A 16,794-nucleotide genomic window follows, 5' to 3' on the forward strand; every position below is an offset into this window, starting at 1 on the left:
CATGGGCATCACCGTCAGCAATCTGCACAAGCGCTTCGGCGACTTCACCGCCCTCGACAACGTCTCGCTCGACTTTCCGCCGGGCGAACTGGTTGCGCTGCTCGGACCTTCCGGTTGTGGCAAGACCACGCTCCTGCGCGTCATTGCGGGCCTCGAATACGCCGACGCGGGCCAGGTCGTGTTGCAAGGCCAGGACGTGGGCGAGGTGGGCGCGCGCGAGCGCCAGGTGGGCTTCGTGTTCCAGCATTACGCACTGTTCCGCCACATGACGGTGTTCGAGAACGTGGCGTTCGGCCTGCGCGTGAAGCCGCGCAGCGAGCGGCCCTCGGAGGCCGTGATTCGCGAGAAGGTGCATGAACTGCTCAAGCTCGTGCAGCTCGACTGGCTCGCGCAGCGCTATCCGTCCGAGCTGTCGGGCGGCCAGCGTCAGCGCATCGCGCTTGCGCGCGCGCTCGCCGTCGAGCCGAAGGTGCTGCTGCTCGACGAACCGTTCGGCGCGCTCGACGCCAAGGTGCGCAAGGAGTTGCGCTCGTGGCTGCGCCGCCTGCACGACGACCTGCATATCTCGACGATCTTCGTCACGCACGACCAGGAGGAAGCGCTCGAGGTGGCCGATCGCATCGTCGTGATGAATCATGGGCACGTGGAGCAGGTCGGCAGCCCGCAGGACGTCTATGATCATCCGCAGACGGCCTTCGTCTACGAATTTCTGGGCGCCGCAAACCGGCTGCGCGGCAGCGTCGATGCACGCGGTTTCGTCGCCGAGGGCGCGGCGCAGCCGATCTCCGTGCATGCGAGCTTCGAAGGGCCCGCGCTCGCCTACGTGCGGCCGCACGACCTCGTGCTGCACCGCCAGGCGAGCGATCATCGCGACGGCATCGTCGTCGACGTGCGCCGCGTGGTGACGCTGGGCGGCTCGGTGCGCGTGGAGCTGGAAAGCCGCACGGGCGGCGCGCTCGAAGCCGAGCTCGACCGCGAGTCGTGGCGTGCGCTGGGCCTTTCGGTCGGCGAGGGCGTGACGGCCGTGCCGCGCGGGCTTCGCGTATTTCCGGCGCAATGAGCGCTGTAAAAAGCGGCGCAGCAAGCGTTACAGTGCTCACATCGACAAAAACGAATAATCGGTCAGCAGTCCCGGAGAGAAGACCATGAATTTTCAGCAGTTGCGTTTCGTGCGCGAAGCCGTACGGCAGAACATGAACCTGACCGAAGTGGCGAACGTGCTGTATACGTCGCAATCAGGCGTCTCCAAGCAGATCAAGGATCTCGAAGACGAGCTCGGCGTGGACATTTTCATTCGCCGCGGCAAGCGCCTGACCGGCCTCACGGAGCCTGGCAAGGCCGTGCATCAGCTGATCGAGCGCATGCTGCTCGACGCCGAGAACCTGCGCCGCGTGGCGCGCCAGTTCGCAGACCAGGACAGCGGCCACCTCGTGGTCGCGACGACGCACACGCAGGCGCGTTACGCGCTGCCTAAGGTCGTGCACCGGTTCCGCGAAGTGTTTCCGAAAGTCCATCTCGCGTTGCGTCAGGGCAATCCGCAGCAGATCGCGCAGATGATCATCAACGGCGAGGCCGACATCGGCATCTCGACCGAGGCGCTCGACCGCTTCCCCGACATCGTCACGTTCCCGTGCTACTCGTGGCATCACGTGGTGGTCGTGCCGAAGTCGCATCCGCTCGTGGGCCGCGAAAATCTCACGCTCGAAGACGTGGCCGAGTATCCGGTCATCACCTACGACCAGGACTTCACGGGCCGCTCGCACATCGACCAGGCGTTCGCGAAAGCGAGCGTGGTGCCCGACGTGGTGCTGACCGCCATCGACGCGGACGTGATCAAGACCTACGTCGAACTCGGCATGGGCGTGGGCATCGTCGCGGCGATGGCCTACGACCCGAAGCGCGACAGCGAACTCGTCGCGCTCGACACGGAGCATCTCTTCGATGCGAGCACGACGCGAGTGGGCCTGCGCAAGGGCGCATTCCTGCGCCAGTACGCGTACCGGCTCATCGAAATGTTCGCGCCGCAGCTCACCGAGCAGCAGATCGCGAGCCAGCTGCGCGAGGCAACCTGAAAAGCGCGCTGACTTTCTCGGCGGGCGGCGGATCGCTTAAAATCGCCGCCATGAATACTTCCACTTCCTCCTCAGCGGCGGCGCCCAGGCTGCCGCGCATTGCCGTGCTCGCCACGGGCGGCACGATTGCGGGCTCCGCCGCGGACGCCGCGAACACCGCGGGCTACCAGGCCGGCGTGATCGGCGTTGCGCAGCTGCTCGCAGCCGTGCCGGGCCTCGACGCCATCGCCCAGATCCATGCCGAGCAGGTCGCGAGCATCGACAGCAAGGACATGTCGCTTGCGCTATGGACTACGCTCGCGCAGCGCGTGAACGAACTGCTGGCCAGCGACGAGATCGACGGCGTGGTGATCACGCACGGCACGGATACGCTCGAAGAAACCGCGTACCTGCTGCATCTCACGGTGAAGAGCGCGAAGCCATGTATCTTGACGGCCGCCATGCGGCCCGCCACGGCGCTTTCCGCCGACGGCCCGCTCAATCTGCTCAATGCCGTCACGCTCGCGGTGAGCGAGGCGGCGGCGGGACAGGGCGTGCTGGTGGCGTTCAATAACCGCATTCATTGCGCACGCGACGTCGCGAAGATCAGCACCTATGCGGTGGATGCATTCCAGTCGCCGGAAATCGGCGCGCTGGGCTGGGTGCAGGATGGGCGCGTGGAATTCCAGCGCCGCGCGCTGCGCCCGCATACGGTCGATGCGCCGTTCACGGCACCGGTCCAATGGCCGCAGGTCGAGATCGTGACGAGCTACGCGGGCGTGTCGCGCGCGGCGGTCGAAGCACTCTTTGCCGCCGGTGTAGATGGGTTCGTCGTGGCCGGCACGGGCAACGGCTCGATTCACGGCGCGTTGCAGCAGTCGCTGGCCGAAGCGGCCGCCAAGGGCGTGGCCGTCGTGCGCGCCTCGCGCGTCGGCTCGGGCCACGTGATGCACAACGGCGCGGCCAAGGACGATACGCTCGGCTTCGTGTCTTCGGGCACGCTTAGCCCGTACAAGGCGCGTGTGCTGCTGCTGCTCGCGCTGGCGGCTGGCACGACCGACAAGGCGGGGCTGCAGGGCGTGTTCGACACGTACTGAGCCTGGCCGCGTACAAAGTAAAAACGGGCCTGGCGGATCGCTCCGCCAGGCCCGTTTCGTTTCTGGCCCTGTTCGTGTGTCGCCGCACTTACTGCAGCGGCGGAATCACGAGCACCTGACCCGGATAGATCTTGTCCGGGCTCTTGAGCATCGGCGTGTTCGCCTCGAAGATCGCGTCGTTCTTCGCGCCGCTGCCATAGTACTTTTCGGCGATCTTCCAGAGGTTGTCGCCGGCAACGACCGTGTGGTGCTGCGCTTCGGGCGCGGGGTTGGTCACGGTCATCTGGTCGTCGACCTTGTCGACGTTCTGCACGTTGCCGGCCGCGACGAGGATCTTCTCCTTGGTGGGCTGGTCGGCGGCGTTGCCGGTGACCGTCACCGTGTGCGAGACGCCGTCGTAGGTCACGCCGAGGTTGTCGGCGTCGAGGCCCTGCGAGCGGATATAGGCCGCGATCGCGTCGCCGGCCTTCTGGTTCAGCTCGGCGAGATTCGCGGCGGGGTCTGCCGGTGCGGCAGCGGGTTCCGCGGCGGCGGCCGGCGCGGCAGCCGTGCCGAAGAGTTTTTCGCCTGCTTCCTTGATGAAATTGATAATGCCCATCGATCACACTCCTCACGTGCTGGAAATGACTGGGTGGTCACGCGTCGGGTCCACATTGACCCGTCGGCATGACAGCCCGATGAAAGCACGATTCTAGAAACGCGGTCGCGAACGCGTCCATCGGGGCAGCGTCAAAGAGTGTGAAACCGGGGAAAGAAGAGAGAAGGCAAAGAAAAACGGGCATCCGACACGCGGACACCCGATGACGACGTCTGACCGACCAAGGCTTCCCCGCCGTCACCGGGCGCCGCTTTCGGACCCCACTGGCCGCCCTCAGCCCAGAGCGGCACCGATTTGCCTCGCGACGGTTGCCGCCGCCGCGAAGCGCCCCACGGGAGGCTGATGCACACGCTCGAATGCCTGCGCACCAGCCGGTATGCGTGATCCGGTTCTACAGGCGGTCCGCACGTTGCGTCGCGCGAACCGCCGTGCTGCTACCTGCTACCGCTGAAAATCAAGCCACCTTCACCTGCGCTTGCGGCTCGGCGATCTCGAAGTTCGCCATGATCTCGAGCGCGCGGATCATGGCCGAGTGGTCCCATGCCTTGCCGCCGTTCGCGGCGCACACGCTGAAGAGCTGCTGCGCGCTCGCGGTATGCGGCAGCGCGATGCCCAGCTTGCGCGCGCCGTCGATCGCGAGATTCAGGTCCTTCTGGTGCAGTTCGATGCGGAAGCCCGGATTGAACGTGCGCCTGGTCATGCGCTCGCCGTGCACTTCGAGAATGCGCGACGAAGCGAAGCCGCCCATGAGGGCCTTGCGCACGCGCTCGGGGTCCGCGCCCGAACGTGCTGCGAACAGCAGCGCTTCGGCCACGGCCTCGATGTTCAGCGCGACGATGATCTGGTTCGCCACCTTGCAGGTCTGGCCCGCGCCGTTGTCGCCGATGAGCGAAATATTCTTGCCCATCAATTCGAACAACGGCTTGGCAAGATCGAACGACTTCTGCGGGCCGCCCACCATGATCGTGAGCGTGGCTTCGCGTGCGCCGACTTCACCGCCCGAGACCGGCGCGTCGAGATAGTCGCAGCCGAGTGAGTTGATCTGTTTGGCGAACTGTTGCGTTTCGAGCGGCGAGATCGAGCTCATGTCGATCACGAGCTTGCCGGCCGAGAGACCCTTGACGACGCCGTCGTCGGCGAACAGGACGTTGGCGACATCAGGCGTGTCCGGCACCATCACGATGACGATGTCCGATACCTTCGCGACAGCCGTCGAATCGGCGACGACTTCGGTTTGCGTGCGCAGGTCGTCGGGCACCGGATACTTGCCGTTCACGGCGAGCGTGTGGCCGCCCTTGATGAGGTTGCGCGCCATGTGCGCGCCCATGATGCCGAGTCCGATAAAGCCAATCTTTGCCATCTTGTGTCTCCGTTAAAGCGAATGCGTGAATGTGCGTCGTTGCGTCCGATTGCGGGCTCAGGCGAGTTCGGCGGTGCGCTGCTTCGCGCTGCGCAGCCAGCCGAGGCCTTCGACGGTCGTCGTGCGCGGCTTGTACTCGCAGCCGATGTGGCCTTCGTAGCCGAGCGAGTCGAGCAGATCGAACAGGAACGGGTAGTTGATTTCGCCCGTGCCGGGTTCGTTGCGGCCAGGATTGTCGGCGAGCTGGACGTGGGCGATTTTCGCGAAGTGCTTCTTGATCGTCGCGGCGAGTTCGCCTTCCATACGCTGCATGTGATAGATGTCGTACTGAAGGAACAGGTTGTCCGAGCCGGTCTTTTCGATCACGTCGAGCGCTTCGCCCGAGCGGTTCAGCGCGAAGCCGGGAATGTCGTACGAATTGCACGGCTCGACCAGCAGGCGGATGCCTTCGCGTTTCAATTCGCCCGCGGCGTAGCGCAGGTTCTCGACGATCGTGGCGAGCGCCGTGTCGCGATCGACGCCTGCCGTCGGAATGCCGACGAGGCAGTTCAGTTGCGGCACCTTCAGCGCCTTTGCGTATTCGATCGCGCGGCCCACGCCTTCCTGGAACTCGCCGCGGCGCTCGGGCAGGCAGGCAATGCCGCGCTCGCCCGCTTCCCAGTTGCCGGCGGGCAGGTTGTGGAGGACGAGCTTCAGCCCGTTGACCTCGAGGCGCTCGGCCAGTTCGGCGGCCTTGTACGGATACGGGAACAGGAACTCCACGGCGTCGAAGCCCGCTTGTGCGGCCGCTGCGAAGCGGTCGAGGAAGGGCACTTCGTTGAACAGCATGGTGAGGTTCGCGGCGAATTTTGGCATGGTGCTGGGTCTCGCTGGTCGGTCAATGAAAGAAGTCAGGCGGAAGGTCACGCAGTCAATCATTCAGGCAGCGCGCCGATGCCGGGCGCGCTGCTCGTGCTGCGTTGATGCGGGCTCGAGTGCGCTCAGTCGAGGGCATTGATCGCGCTGATGGCAGTCGGCGCGTGCTCGGGTTTTTCGGCCAGTTCCTCGAACTCGTTGATGGCGTCGATCTCGGTGCCCATCGAGATGTTGGTCACACGCTCGAGTATCACTTCGACGACGACCGGCACGCTGTGCTCGGCGGCGAGCGCCTGGGCCTCTTTGAGCGCCGGGGCGATCTCTTCGGGCTTGAACACGCGCAGCGCCTTGCAGCCGAGGCCTTCGGCGACCGTCACGTGATCGACGCCATAGCCGTTCACTTCAGGCGCGTTGATGTTCTCGAACGCGAGCTGCACGCAGAAGTCCATGTCGAACGCGCGCTGCGCCTGGCGGATCAGTCCGAGATACGAGTTATTCACGACGACGTGCACGTACGGCAGCTTGAACTGCGCGCCCACGGCCAGCTCTTCGACCATGAACTGGAAGTCATAGTCGCCCGAGAGCGCCACGATGGGACGCGTCGGATCGGCTGCGCGCACACCGAGCGCCGCGGGAATCGTCCAGCCGAGCGGGCCCGCCTGGCCGCAGTTGATCCAGTTGCGCGCCTTATACACGTGCAGGAACTGCGCGCCGGCGATCTGCGAAAGGCCGATGGTGCTCACGTAGCAGGTGTCGCGGCCAAACGCCTTGTTCATCTCTTCGTACACGCGTTGCGGCTTGATCGGCGTGTTCTCGAAGTGCGTCTTGCGAAGCATCGTGCGCTTGCGCTCCTGGCAGTCGGCCACCCACGCGCTGCGATCCTTCAGCTTGCCCGCGGCCTTCCATTCCGTGGCGATTTCGGCGAATAGTTCGAGTGCGGCCTTCGCGTCCGAGACAATGCCGAGATCCGGGCCGAACACGCGGCCGATCTGCGTCGGTTCGATATCGACGTGCACGAACTTGCGACCCTTCGTGTACACCTCGACGCTGCCCGTATGGCGGTTCGCCCAACGGTTGCCGATGCCGAGCACGAAGTCGGAGGCGAGCATCGTGGCGTTGCCGTAGCGATGCGAGGTCTGCAGGCCGACCATGCCGGCCATGAGCGGATGGTCGTCGGCAATCGCGCCCCACGACATGAGCGTCGGGATCACGGGCACGCCCACGGTTTCGGCGAACTGCACGAGCAGGTCTTCGGCTGCTGCGTTGAGCACGCCGCCGCCCGAGACGATCAGCGGCTTGTCGCTCGCGTTGAGCAGTTCGAGCGCGGCTTCGATCTGCTTGCGCGTCGCGCGCGGCTTGTAGACCGGCAGCGGCTCGTACGTGTCGATGTCGAATTCGATTTCGGCGAGCTGCACGTCGATCGGCAGATCGACCAGCACCGGACCCGGACGGCCCGAGCGCATCAGATGGAACGCCTGCTGGAACACGCGCGGCACGAGCGCCGGCTCGCGCACGGTGACGGCCCACTTGGTGACGGGCTTGGCGATCGACTCGATGTCGACGGCCTGGAAGTCTTCCTTGTAGAGGCGCGCGCGCGGCGCCTGGCCCGTGATCGCGAGGATCGGAATCGAATCGGCCTGGGCCGAGTAGAGGCCCGTGATCATGTCGGTGCCCGCGGGGCCCGAGGTGCCGATACACACGCCGATGTTGCCCGGCGTGGCGCGCGTGTAGCCTTCGGCCATGTGCGAGGCGCCTTCGACGTGGCGCGCCAGCACGTGCGTGATGCCGCCGGCCCTTTTCATCGCCGAATAGAACGGATTGATGGCGGCGCCCGGCACGCCGAAAGCGGTGTCGATGCCTTCTTTTTCGAGCACCAGAACGGCGGCGTCGACGGCTCTCATTTTGGCCATGATTGTCTCCTGAATGTCTCGTATGCGAGGAATGGCGATGCGTTGAGGCCCACTTTAGGGGCGCAGGAAAGGTTTGATAAGATCAGTCCAGGTCGTTTATTCCGAAACAAAAAGTATGGAATGCCGGCGGGAGGGGCTTTCCGGCTCGCAACCCGACGGGGGAGACACGCAATGGACCGATTCAAGCAGATCGAAACCTTCGTGCGCGTCGCAGAAGCGGGCAGCCTCGCGGCGGCGGCGCTCGAGGAAGGTGTTTCGCCGGTGATCCTCGGGCGGCGTATCGACGCGCTCGAAAAGCGTCTCGGCGTGAAGCTCATTTACCGTTCTACGCGCAGGCTCGTGGTGAGCGAGGAGGGCGCGGCCTTTCTCGAACGCTGCCGCGGCCTGCTCGCCGACTGGGATCAGGCCGAAAACGAACTATCCGCCGGGCGCCAGGTGGTGAGCGGCCATCTGATCGTCTCGGCGCCGGCGGCGTTCGGGCGCAAGCACGTCGCGCCGCTCGCGCCCGAGTTCCTCGCCGACAAGCCCGAACTGCAGGTGTCGTTCAACCTCACCGACCGCGTGGTCGATCTGGTGCGCGAGGGCTACGACCTGTCGATCCGCATCGGCGGCGCGGTGGACCCGAACTTCGTCGCCGTGAAGCTCGCCACCAACCGGCGCGTCGTGTGCGGCACGCCCGAATATTTCCGCAAGCACGGGCGGCCGAAAACGCTCGAAGACCTGCCAAACCACAATTGCCTCGCGTTCAACCTGCAGGGCGGCCAGAACCGCGGCTGGTACTTCAGCCGCGGCGGCAAGCTCGTCACCGTGCGCGTGGGCGGCACGCTCGACTGCAACGACGGCGAACTGCTGCACCGCTGGGTGACCGAGAGCCTCGGCCTTGGCTGGCGTTCGACCTGGGAGATCGACGCCCAGCTCGCGCGCGGCGAACTCGAAACGGTGCTCGACGAATACGCGCTGCCCGATTACGACATCCTCGCGGTGTATCCGCAGCAGCGCTACGTGCCGGCGCGCGTGCGCTACTTCATCGACTACCTAAAGGAGGTCTACGCGCGTCCGGGGTACTGGGCCGGCGCGTAGTCGCGCATTTCGCATTTATTTTTCGTTTTCGTGCACACGGAGCGGGAATAAACTGGCCCGAGCTTCGGTAGTGCCTGTATGCGGCCACGGTCGCGTAAGCCAAACGAAGACGCGAGGGGACGACGTGGGAGAAACCGCGTACGAGCAGGATGAGGCCGCACGCAGCCGCCGCTTTCAGGCGCTGGCGCTGCCGCATCTCGATGCGGCCTACAACCTCGCGCGCTGGCTCTCGCGTAACCCGGGCGACGCGGAAGATATCGTCCAGGAGGCGTTTCTGCGGGCGTTCCGCTTCTTCGACGCGTTTCGCGGCGACGAGGCCCGCCCCTGGCTGCTCGCGATCGTGCGGCGCGTCTGGTACGACGAATGGCGGCGGCGCGCGGGCGCGGAAGAGGTGGCGCCGTTCGACGAGTTGCGCGACGACGCGCCGCTCGAAGGCTGGGAAACGGGCGGCGTCGATCCCGAGACGCTCGCGATCCGCGCCGAAGACACCCGTTATGTGCAGGATGCGCTCAGGCGCCTGCCGGTGGAGTATCGGGAAGTACTGGTGCTGCGCGAGCTGGAGGAGCTGGGTTATCGCGAGATCGCGGCGATCGCCGATCTGCCGCTCGGCACCGTGATGTCGCGGCTCGCGCGTGGCCGCAGACGCTTGGCGACGCTGCTGGCGGCGTACCACGGCGGCGAGCGAAACAGGTCAGCGGCAGGTAGTGCAGTCGGTGAGACTGCAAACGATTCGGTTGTCCGCGCCCCCGGCTGCGCGGACGACAGGGCAGGAGTCGGGGGAAGCAGTCAAGCCAGGAGACCATCCGGCCGGGGGAACGGCGGTCGGTTCCGCGAGGAGCCGGCCGCCGACGGCGGAGCGCCGTTGCGCACTCGCTCTCAAACCGAAGGCCGAACGACGGAGGCGCCCGATGAACTGTAACGAAGCGCGCCCGCTGGTCGACGCGAGCGTCGACCGCGAACTCTCCGCCGCCGACGAATGGCGTGTGCGCGAGCATCTCGCAGGCTGCGAGCCATGCCGGCGTGTCGCCGACGACGCGCAGGCCATCTCTCGAATGACCCGATCCGCGCCATACCACCGTGCGCCGGCTGGGCTGGCTGCGCGTATCGTCGCGGCATTGCCGGCGACGGACGTACCGCCGGCGGAAGCAATGCCTTCGCCAACCCCCGCGCGCGCTTCGGGCGGCTGGCGCGCCTGGCTGCGCAACTGGTGGCCGGGCAGCGGCGGCGGGGCGCGAGGCGAGGCGGGCGGTCGTGGCTGGGGCGCTGCGTCCGTCAACGCGGGGCCGCGCGCGGCCACGCTCGCGTGGTTCGGCTGCGCGGTGTTGATTCTTTGCGCGCTGGCAGTGATTGCCACGCTGCAACTGCGCCGCCCGGCCGCTGAGATGGCCTTCGTCGACGATCTCGTGTCCAGCCACGTGCGGGCCCAGATTTCGGGCCGCGATATCGACGTGATCTCGACCGACCGCCATACCGTGAAGCCGTGGTTCAATGGCCGGATCGACTACGCGCCGCCTGTCTTCGATCTGGCGCAGCAGGGCTTCGCGCTCGCGGGCGGGCGCCTCGATTATGTGGGGCGCGAACGCGTCGCCGTGCTCGTCTATCACCATGGCAAGCACGTGATCGATGTCTATGTGTTCCCGCCAGGCGCGAACGGGCCGGCCGTCTCGGGCGCCGTGCCGCAGAGTTCGAGCGAAGGCTACGCACTTCTGCGCTGGCAGGCGGCGGGCATGACCTTGTGGGCGGTGTCGGACGCCGGTGCGGACGCGCTCGACGGCCTGCGCGCGGCGCTCGACGCCCGTCTCGCGGGCGGCGCGAGCGAGGCGGCCGGCAGCTAGGCTGTCGCCTCACACGGCCGCACAGGGGCGCCTTCATGGCGCTCCTCGCCGCGCAAGTCATTGAAAACACGCCCGAATCATCGCCCGAACGCACGATCTGTCTTGCGTGCGTAGCCCATGCGCGCTACAATCTTCGGCTTCTCACTTGCCGCACCGGTTCCGACGCCCGGGTGGCTTAAATCCACAAGGAGTGATACATGCGTCATTACGAAATCGTCTTCATCGTGCATCCCGATCAGAGCGAGCAGGTGCCCGCCATGATCGAGCGCTACAAGAGCACGATCACCTCGCACGGTGGCCAGATCCACCGCATCGAAGACTGGGGCCGTCGTCAACTGGCCTACATGATCGAGAAACTCGCGAAGGCTCACTACGTCTGCATGAACATCGAATGCGACCAGGCCACGCTCGACGAACTGGAACACGCGTTCAAGTTCAACGACGCTGTTCTGCGTCACCTCATCGTCAAGATGAAGAAGGCCGAAACCGGCCCGTCGCCGATGATGAAGGAAGTGCAGCGCGAAGAAGCCAAGAAGGCGGCTGCCCAGCCGACCGAAGCGCAGGCTTAAGTACGTAAGCCATCAGGATTCAAGCAAAGTCATAGCCAACCCCGCGTGAACAGGCTTCAACTTACCGCTAGCGTCGTCGAACGCGAACCGGTGCGGTATACCCCCGCCGGCGTTCCGATCGCAAGCGTCACGTTGCAGCATCGCACGGAGGTCGTCGAAGCCGGCATTCCCCGCTTCGTCGAACTCACGATGCCCGCGGTCGCGGCCGGCAAGGCCTGCGGTCTCGTAGAAAGCTGTGAGATGGGCGTGGAAGCGCTCTTCACCGGTTTTCTGGCGAAAAAGCACCGCAATGCGCGAACCCTGGTGTTTCACATCACCGAAATGCAAGGCACAGGAAAGGACTAATCATGCCCCGCCCGACTGGTAAGAAATTCGACAAGCGTCGTCAGCAACAAAACCCGCTCTTCAAGCGCAAGAAGTTCTGCCGCTTCACGGCTGCAAACGTCGAACAAATCGACTACAAGGACCTCGACACGCTGAAGGACTTCATCGGCGAAAACGGCAAGATCACGCCGGCTCGTCTGACGGGTACGAAGGCCCACTATCAGCGTCAGCTGGACACGGCTATCAAGCGCGCGCGTTTCCTCGCGCTGATGCCGTACACCGACCAGCACAAGGCCTAATAAGACGACGCGATAAGGAGCAATAGAATGCAGATCATTCTTCTGGAAAAAGTCGTCAACCTGGGTAACCTCGGCGACATCGTCAAGGTGAAGGACGGTTACGCACGTAACTTCCTGATCCCGAACAAGAAGGCACGCCGTGCTACGAAGGACGCAATCGCTGAATTCGAAGTCCGCCGCGCAGAACTCGAAAAGGTCGCCGCTGAAAAGCTGGCGGCAGCGCAAGCCGAAGGCGAAAAGCTGAACGGCCTGACCGTCCAGATCGGCCAGAAGGCCGGCGTGGACGGCCGCCTGTTCGGTTCGGTCACGAACGCGGACATCGCCGTTGCGCTCACGAAGCAAGGCTTCGCAGTGGAAAAGGCGCAAGTGCGTCTGCCGGAAGGCCCGCTGAAGATGGTGGGCGACCACCCGGTGCAGGTTGCACTGCACACCGACGTCCTCGTCGACGTCACGGTGTCGGTGCTCGGCGAGCACGCCTAAGTACCCACGTGCGGCCCTCACGGGCCGCGCGGTTTGACGCAAGACTCAGGAAGGGCAGGAGCCGCAGGGCTTCTGCCTTTTTTGTTGTGCGCGGCCTGGACGCTACGCGCGTTGCAAGTTTTCAAGCTTGTTCGAGGCACCCCCTTGTCCGATAATTGCCCTCCATGAACGCTCCGAAAGATCCCCAACTCGACTCGCTGAAAGTCCCGCCGCATTCGATCGAAGCCGAGCAATCGGTGCTCGGCGGCCTGCTGCTGGATAACGGCGCATGGGACCGGATTGCCGACTTCCTCTCGCAAAGCGACTTCTATCGCTACGATCACCGCATCATTTTCGAGCACATTGGCCGGCTGATCGCCGCCACGCGCCCGGCCGACGTGGTGACGGTGTACGAGGCGCTCGGCACCTCGGGCAAAGCGGATGACGTGGGCGGCCTCGCATACCTGAACGCGCTCGCGCAGAACACGCCGAGCGCCGCGAATATTCGCCGCTACGCGGAAATCGTGCGTGACCGTGCGGTGCTGCGCCGACTCGTGTCCGTCGCCGACGAAATTTCCGCCGACGCCTTCAACCCGCAGGGCAAGGAAGTGCGCCAGCTGCTCGACGAGGCCGAGTCGAAGGTGTTCTCGATCGCCGAAGACGGCGCGCGCGGCACCCAGGGCTTCCTCGAGATCGGGCCGCTGCTCACGCAGGTCGTGGAGCGCATCGACACGCTCTATCACACGGCCAACCCGAGCGACGTGACGGGCACGCCTACGGGCTTCATGGACCTCGACCGCATGACGTCGGGCATGCACGGCGGCGAGCTGATCATCGTGGCAGGGCGCCCCTCGATGGGTAAGACCGCGTTCTCGATGAACATCGGCGAGTACGTGGCCGTCGAGTATGGCCTGCCGGTGGCCGTGTTCTCCATGGAAATGCCGGGCACGCAGCTCATCATGCGTATGCTCGGGTCGGTGGGCCGTCTGGATCAGCACCGCATGCGTACGGGCCGTCTGACCGATGAGGATTGGCCGAAGCTCACGCACGCCGTGCAGAAAATGAGCGAGGCGCAGATCTTCATCGACGAAACCGGCGGCCTGAATCCGATGGAATTGCGCTCGCGCGCGCGGCGTCTGTCGCGCCAGTGCGGCAAGCTCGGGCTCATCATCATCGACTACCTGCAGCTGATGAGCGGCTCGGGCACGGGCGAGAACCGTGCGACGGAAATTTCAGAAATTTCGCGCTCGCTCAAGAGCCTGGCGAAGGAACTAGATGTCCCTGTGATCGCGCTCTCGCAGTTGAACCGCGGTCTGGAGCAGCGTCCGAACAAGCGGCCGGTGATGTCGGACCTGCGCGAATCGGGCGCAATCGAACAGGACGCGGACGTCATCCTGTTCATCTATCGCGACGAAGTCTACAACCCCGACAGCCCAGACAAGGGCACGGCCGAAATCATCATCGGCAAGCAGCGTAACGGTCCGATCGGACCTGTTCGCCTCACGTTCCATGGTCAATACACGAAGTTCGATAATTTTGCCGGGGCGCAGACCTTCTACGGCGAATAACGCAAAGCGTTGCGCGGCTTGCGCCAAAGTGGCGCAAATGCCGCGTTGGCGGCTGCCGATCCATGCGGCAGCTCCCGCCTGACGATACAATATTGCCGTTTTATGACAGCCATCTCTGTCACTTATTTTGCTGCCCGATTGCCGCGAAGTGACCGCGAAGTCACCGCTTCGTGACGGCAATCCGAGACCAATTTCCGGGATACCAATGTTCGGTCGATTCATGCCCACCGAGGGCAAGTTCTTCGAGATTTTCAATGCGCATGCGAAATGCATCGTTTCCGCGAGCCGCGAACTCGAACTCCTGATCGATAACCTCGCTGACGCCGAGGTTCACAAGCAGAATGTGCAGGCCTCCGAAAAGGCCGCCGACAAGCTCACGCACGAGGCGATCGACCTTCTGCACAAGACCTTCATCACACCGCTCGACCGCGACGAGATCCACAAGCTGATCACGACGATGGACGACTGCCTCGACCTGATGGAAGACGTCGCCACGGCCATCTCGCTCTACGACGTGCAAGCCGTGACCGCCGAGGCGAGCCAGCTGGCGCACGTGGTGACGGCCACGGCCGAGCGCGTGCAGCTGGCGGTGGGCCTGCTCTCCGACATGAAGCAGGCGCGCGAGATCCTGCAGGCCTGCGAAGACATCGACCGTCTGGAGTCCGACGCCGACCGCTTGCTGCGCGGGGCCATTTCGAAGCTCTTCCGCGAGGAAGACGACGTCAAGAACCTGATCAAGCTGAAGGCGATCTACGAACTGCTCGAAGCGATCACGGACAAGTGCGAGGATGTCGCGAACATCATCGAAGGCATCGTGCTAGAGAACGCCTGAGCACACTGCGATGCAATCGATACAACTCGCTCTCTGGGCGGTCGCGACGCTGGTCGCCATCGCTCTCGTCTTCGACTTCATGAACGGCTTTCACGACGCGGCGAATTCCATCGCCACGGTCGTGTCTACGGGCGTTCTGAAGCCGCAGCAGGCGGTGGCTTTTGCTGCCATGTTCAACGTGATCGCCTATTTCGTCTTCCACCTGAAGGTGGCGCAAACGGTAGGCAAGGGCACCATCGACCCCGATATCGTCGACCACTACGTGGTGTTCGGCGCGCTGATGGGCGCGATCGGCTGGAACGTGCTCACCTGGTACTACGGCATTCCATCGAGTTCGTCGCACGCGCTGATCGGCGGCCTCGTGGGGGCGGCGCTCGCGAAGTCGGGCTGGGCCTCGCTCAACTTCGACGGACTCATGAAGACCGTGGCGTTCATCTTCATCTCGCCGCTGCTCGGTTTCATCCTCGGTTCATTCTTCATGCTCACGGTGTCGTGGCTGTACTTCCGCACGCCGCCAAGCAAGGTCGACCGGCGCTTCAGGCGCCTGCAGCTTCTTTCCGCTGGCCTCTATAGCCTCGGCCACGGCGGCAACGACGCGCAGAAGACCATCGGCATCATCTGGATGCTGCTGATCGCAACGGGCTACTCGGCGATCGGTTCGGACGCGCCGCCCATCTGGGTGATCGGCGGCTGCTATCTGTCGATGGGTCTCGGCACGCTGTTCGGCGGCTGGCGCATCGTGCGCACGATGGGTCAGAAAATCACCAGGCTCAAGCCGGTGGGCGGTTTCTGCGCGGAGGCGGGCGGGGCGCTCACGCTTTTCACGGCTTCGTGGATGGGCATTCCCGTTTCGACCACGCACACGATCACCGGCGCGATTGTCGGCGTTGGCGCGACGCAGAAGCTCAGCGCGGTGCGCTGGGGCGTGGCGGGCAACATCGTCTGGGCCTGGGTGCTGACCATACCGGCCTCGGCCACGCTGGCCGCGGCCGCGTGGTGGCTCGGTCACCGCTTCATGTAAAAGCTGCGGCGCCTTCGGGCGCCGCAGTGCTTTTGAGGCCTCGCCCACGCGCTGACGCGCGCTTCAGATCAGCGGCGTGCTCGCCCCATCCATCGGAATGAGCGCGCCCGTGACGTAGCTCGCGCGGCGGCTCGCGAGGAAGAGCGCGACATCGGCAATTTCCTCCGGCTTCGCGTAGCGCCCGAGCGGCACCTTCGATTCGCCGTTCGCCAAGGCCTCTTGCGCACCGACGCCCGTGCGTTGCGCCTCCAGCTGAACGGCCTCCTGCAGCCGCTCCGTGAGCGTGGCGCCGGGGTTGATCGCGTTGATGCGGATGCCATAGCGCGCGTGGTAATGCGCGAGGCCCACGGTCGCGAGCATCAGCGCCGCGTTGGCCGCGCCGCCCGCGATATGGATGTCGCTCGCGAACTTGCCGCCCATGCCGATGATGTTGACGATCGCCCCGGGTTCCATGCTCTCGCCCGACTTGATCCGCTGCACCATGCGGCGCAGCACCTCCTGCTGCGGGTAGATGTAGGGGAAATATTTCGCCTCCATCGTGGCCCTGAACGCGTCCGCATCGAGGGTTTCCGGGTCGTAGCGGCGTGCCGCGCCCGCGCTGTTGATGAGGATATCGATGGGGCCGACCGCGGTGGAGACTTCTTCGACCACGTCGGCCGCGCTGTGCGCCTCGTGCAGGTCCGCGCGCGTGAGGTGCACGTGCAGGCCTTCGCTCGCTAGTTGCTCACGAGCACGCGCGAGATTGGCGGGGTCGCGCGAGACGATCGCCACGCGGGCGCCTTCCTGCGCAAAGGCGCGCGCGCAGGCAAGGCCAATGCCCTTGCTGCCGCCCGTCACGAGTACCACCTTCTTGCTGAGTCCAAGATCCATCGTCGCCTCGCTGCGCGAAAGTATGAAAAACGGTCCCAAAACGATAGCAGAGGCGCGGGGCGCCGC

The 16,794-nt window shown here is 64.9% G+C and carries 18 protein-coding genes; 13 read left to right on the forward strand and 5 right to left on the reverse strand.

All coding sequences use genetic code 11. The annotated features are described in order from the left end of the window. The first annotated feature begins 1 nt into the window (after position 1). The 3 genes from AB4Y36_RS21615 to AB4Y36_RS21625 all read left to right on the forward strand — a co-directional run bounded on the left by AB4Y36_RS21615 (position 2) and on the right by AB4Y36_RS21625 (position 3,148). Positions 2 to 1,060: a sulfate/molybdate ABC transporter ATP-binding protein gene (locus AB4Y36_RS21615; protein ID WP_368616198.1), complete on the forward strand. Its 1,059-nt coding sequence runs from the start codon at positions 2 to 4 to the stop codon at positions 1,058 to 1,060. An 85-nt stretch (positions 1,061 to 1,145) separates the two neighbouring features. Beyond that, on the forward strand, positions 1,146 to 2,072 hold the full coding sequence (locus tag AB4Y36_RS21620; RefSeq protein ID WP_069267546.1) for a CysB family HTH-type transcriptional regulator: 927 nt from the start codon (positions 1,146 to 1,148) through the stop codon (positions 2,070 to 2,072). Between the two features lie 50 nt (positions 2,073 to 2,122). Further along, positions 2,123 to 3,148, forward strand: coding sequence for an asparaginase (locus AB4Y36_RS21625; protein ID WP_368684026.1), 1,026 nt, complete (start codon positions 2,123 to 2,125; stop codon positions 3,146 to 3,148). A gap of 88 nt (positions 3,149 to 3,236) precedes the next feature. On the opposite strand, the gene lysM is transcribed toward AB4Y36_RS21625, so the two are convergent. The 4 genes from lysM to gcl all read right to left on the reverse strand — a co-directional run bounded on the left by lysM (position 3,237) and on the right by gcl (position 7,871). Continuing rightward, positions 3,237 to 3,746 (reverse strand): peptidoglycan-binding protein LysM, encoded by a 510-nt coding sequence (gene lysM, locus AB4Y36_RS21630; RefSeq protein WP_069267544.1) that lies wholly within the window; start codon positions 3,744 to 3,746, stop codon positions 3,237 to 3,239. 454 nt (positions 3,747 to 4,200) lie between these two features. After that, positions 4,201 to 5,106 (reverse strand): 2-hydroxy-3-oxopropionate reductase, encoded by a 906-nt coding sequence (locus tag AB4Y36_RS21635; RefSeq protein WP_368684027.1) that lies wholly within the window; start codon positions 5,104 to 5,106, stop codon positions 4,201 to 4,203. Positions 5,107 to 5,163: 57 nt separating this feature from the next. Beyond that, a complete protein-coding gene (hyi, locus tag AB4Y36_RS21640) occupies positions 5,164 to 5,961 on the reverse strand; it encodes a hydroxypyruvate isomerase (protein ID WP_368684028.1) in 798 nt (265 codons plus the stop codon). Between the two features lie 125 nt (positions 5,962 to 6,086). Further along, a complete protein-coding gene (gene gcl / locus AB4Y36_RS21645) occupies positions 6,087 to 7,871 on the reverse strand; it encodes a glyoxylate carboligase (RefSeq protein WP_368684029.1) in 1,785 nt (594 codons plus the stop codon). 171 nt (positions 7,872 to 8,042) lie between these two features. Between gcl and AB4Y36_RS21650 the strand changes: the two genes are divergently transcribed. From AB4Y36_RS21650 to AB4Y36_RS21695, 10 genes are all read left to right on the forward strand, one after another. After that, positions 8,043 to 8,951: a substrate binding domain-containing protein gene (locus tag AB4Y36_RS21650; RefSeq protein ID WP_069267540.1), complete on the forward strand. Its 909-nt coding sequence runs from the start codon at positions 8,043 to 8,045 to the stop codon at positions 8,949 to 8,951. A gap of 124 nt (positions 8,952 to 9,075) precedes the next feature. Further along, positions 9,076 to 9,870 carry an RNA polymerase sigma factor gene (locus AB4Y36_RS21655; RefSeq protein ID WP_083245505.1) on the forward strand — a complete coding sequence of 265 codons (795 nt, stop codon included), beginning with the start codon at positions 9,076 to 9,078 and terminating at the stop codon, positions 9,868 to 9,870. Then, positions 9,860 to 10,786 (forward strand): anti-sigma factor, encoded by a 927-nt coding sequence (locus AB4Y36_RS21660; RefSeq protein WP_368684030.1) that lies wholly within the window; start codon positions 9,860 to 9,862, stop codon positions 10,784 to 10,786. The genes AB4Y36_RS21655 and AB4Y36_RS21660 overlap by 11 nt, the downstream gene beginning before the upstream one ends. A 197-nt stretch (positions 10,787 to 10,983) precedes the next feature. Next, positions 10,984 to 11,355: a 30S ribosomal protein S6 gene (gene rpsF / locus AB4Y36_RS21665; RefSeq protein WP_028216785.1), complete on the forward strand. Its 372-nt coding sequence runs from the start codon at positions 10,984 to 10,986 to the stop codon at positions 11,353 to 11,355. A 45-nt stretch (positions 11,356 to 11,400) separates the two neighbouring features. Next, positions 11,401 to 11,700 carry a primosomal replication protein N gene (priB, locus tag AB4Y36_RS21670; protein WP_028204898.1) on the forward strand — a complete coding sequence of 100 codons (300 nt, stop codon included), beginning with the start codon at positions 11,401 to 11,403 and terminating at the stop codon, positions 11,698 to 11,700. A 2-nt stretch (positions 11,701 to 11,702) separates the two neighbouring features. Next, positions 11,703 to 11,978, forward strand: coding sequence for a 30S ribosomal protein S18 (rpsR, locus tag AB4Y36_RS21675; protein WP_027797225.1), 276 nt, complete (start codon positions 11,703 to 11,705; stop codon positions 11,976 to 11,978). A gap of 27 nt (positions 11,979 to 12,005) precedes the next feature. After that, positions 12,006 to 12,458, forward strand: coding sequence for a 50S ribosomal protein L9 (gene rplI, locus AB4Y36_RS21680; protein WP_069267538.1), 453 nt, complete (start codon positions 12,006 to 12,008; stop codon positions 12,456 to 12,458). A 164-nt stretch (positions 12,459 to 12,622) separates the two neighbouring features. Then, positions 12,623 to 14,005 (forward strand): replicative DNA helicase, encoded by a 1,383-nt coding sequence (locus tag AB4Y36_RS21685; protein ID WP_069267537.1) that lies wholly within the window; start codon positions 12,623 to 12,625, stop codon positions 14,003 to 14,005. 205 nt (positions 14,006 to 14,210) lie between these two features. Beyond that, entirely contained in the window at positions 14,211 to 14,837 is a 627-nt protein-coding gene (locus AB4Y36_RS21690) for a DUF47 domain-containing protein (protein WP_069267536.1), read from the forward strand. Between the two features lie 10 nt (positions 14,838 to 14,847). Next, positions 14,848 to 15,858: an inorganic phosphate transporter gene (locus tag AB4Y36_RS21695; RefSeq protein ID WP_342945668.1), complete on the forward strand. Its 1,011-nt coding sequence runs from the start codon at positions 14,848 to 14,850 to the stop codon at positions 15,856 to 15,858. 63 nt (positions 15,859 to 15,921) lie between these two features. Here the strand turns inward: AB4Y36_RS21695 and AB4Y36_RS21700 are convergent, their stop codons facing one another. After that, a complete protein-coding gene (locus tag AB4Y36_RS21700) occupies positions 15,922 to 16,728 on the reverse strand; it encodes an SDR family oxidoreductase (protein WP_069267534.1) in 807 nt (268 codons plus the stop codon). Positions 16,729 to 16,794: the final 66 nt, after the last annotated feature.

This window comes from Paraburkholderia sp. BR10936 (assembly GCF_040965735.1).
GTDB classification, from domain to species: Bacteria; Pseudomonadota; Gammaproteobacteria; order Burkholderiales; family Burkholderiaceae; genus Paraburkholderia; species Paraburkholderia nodosa_A.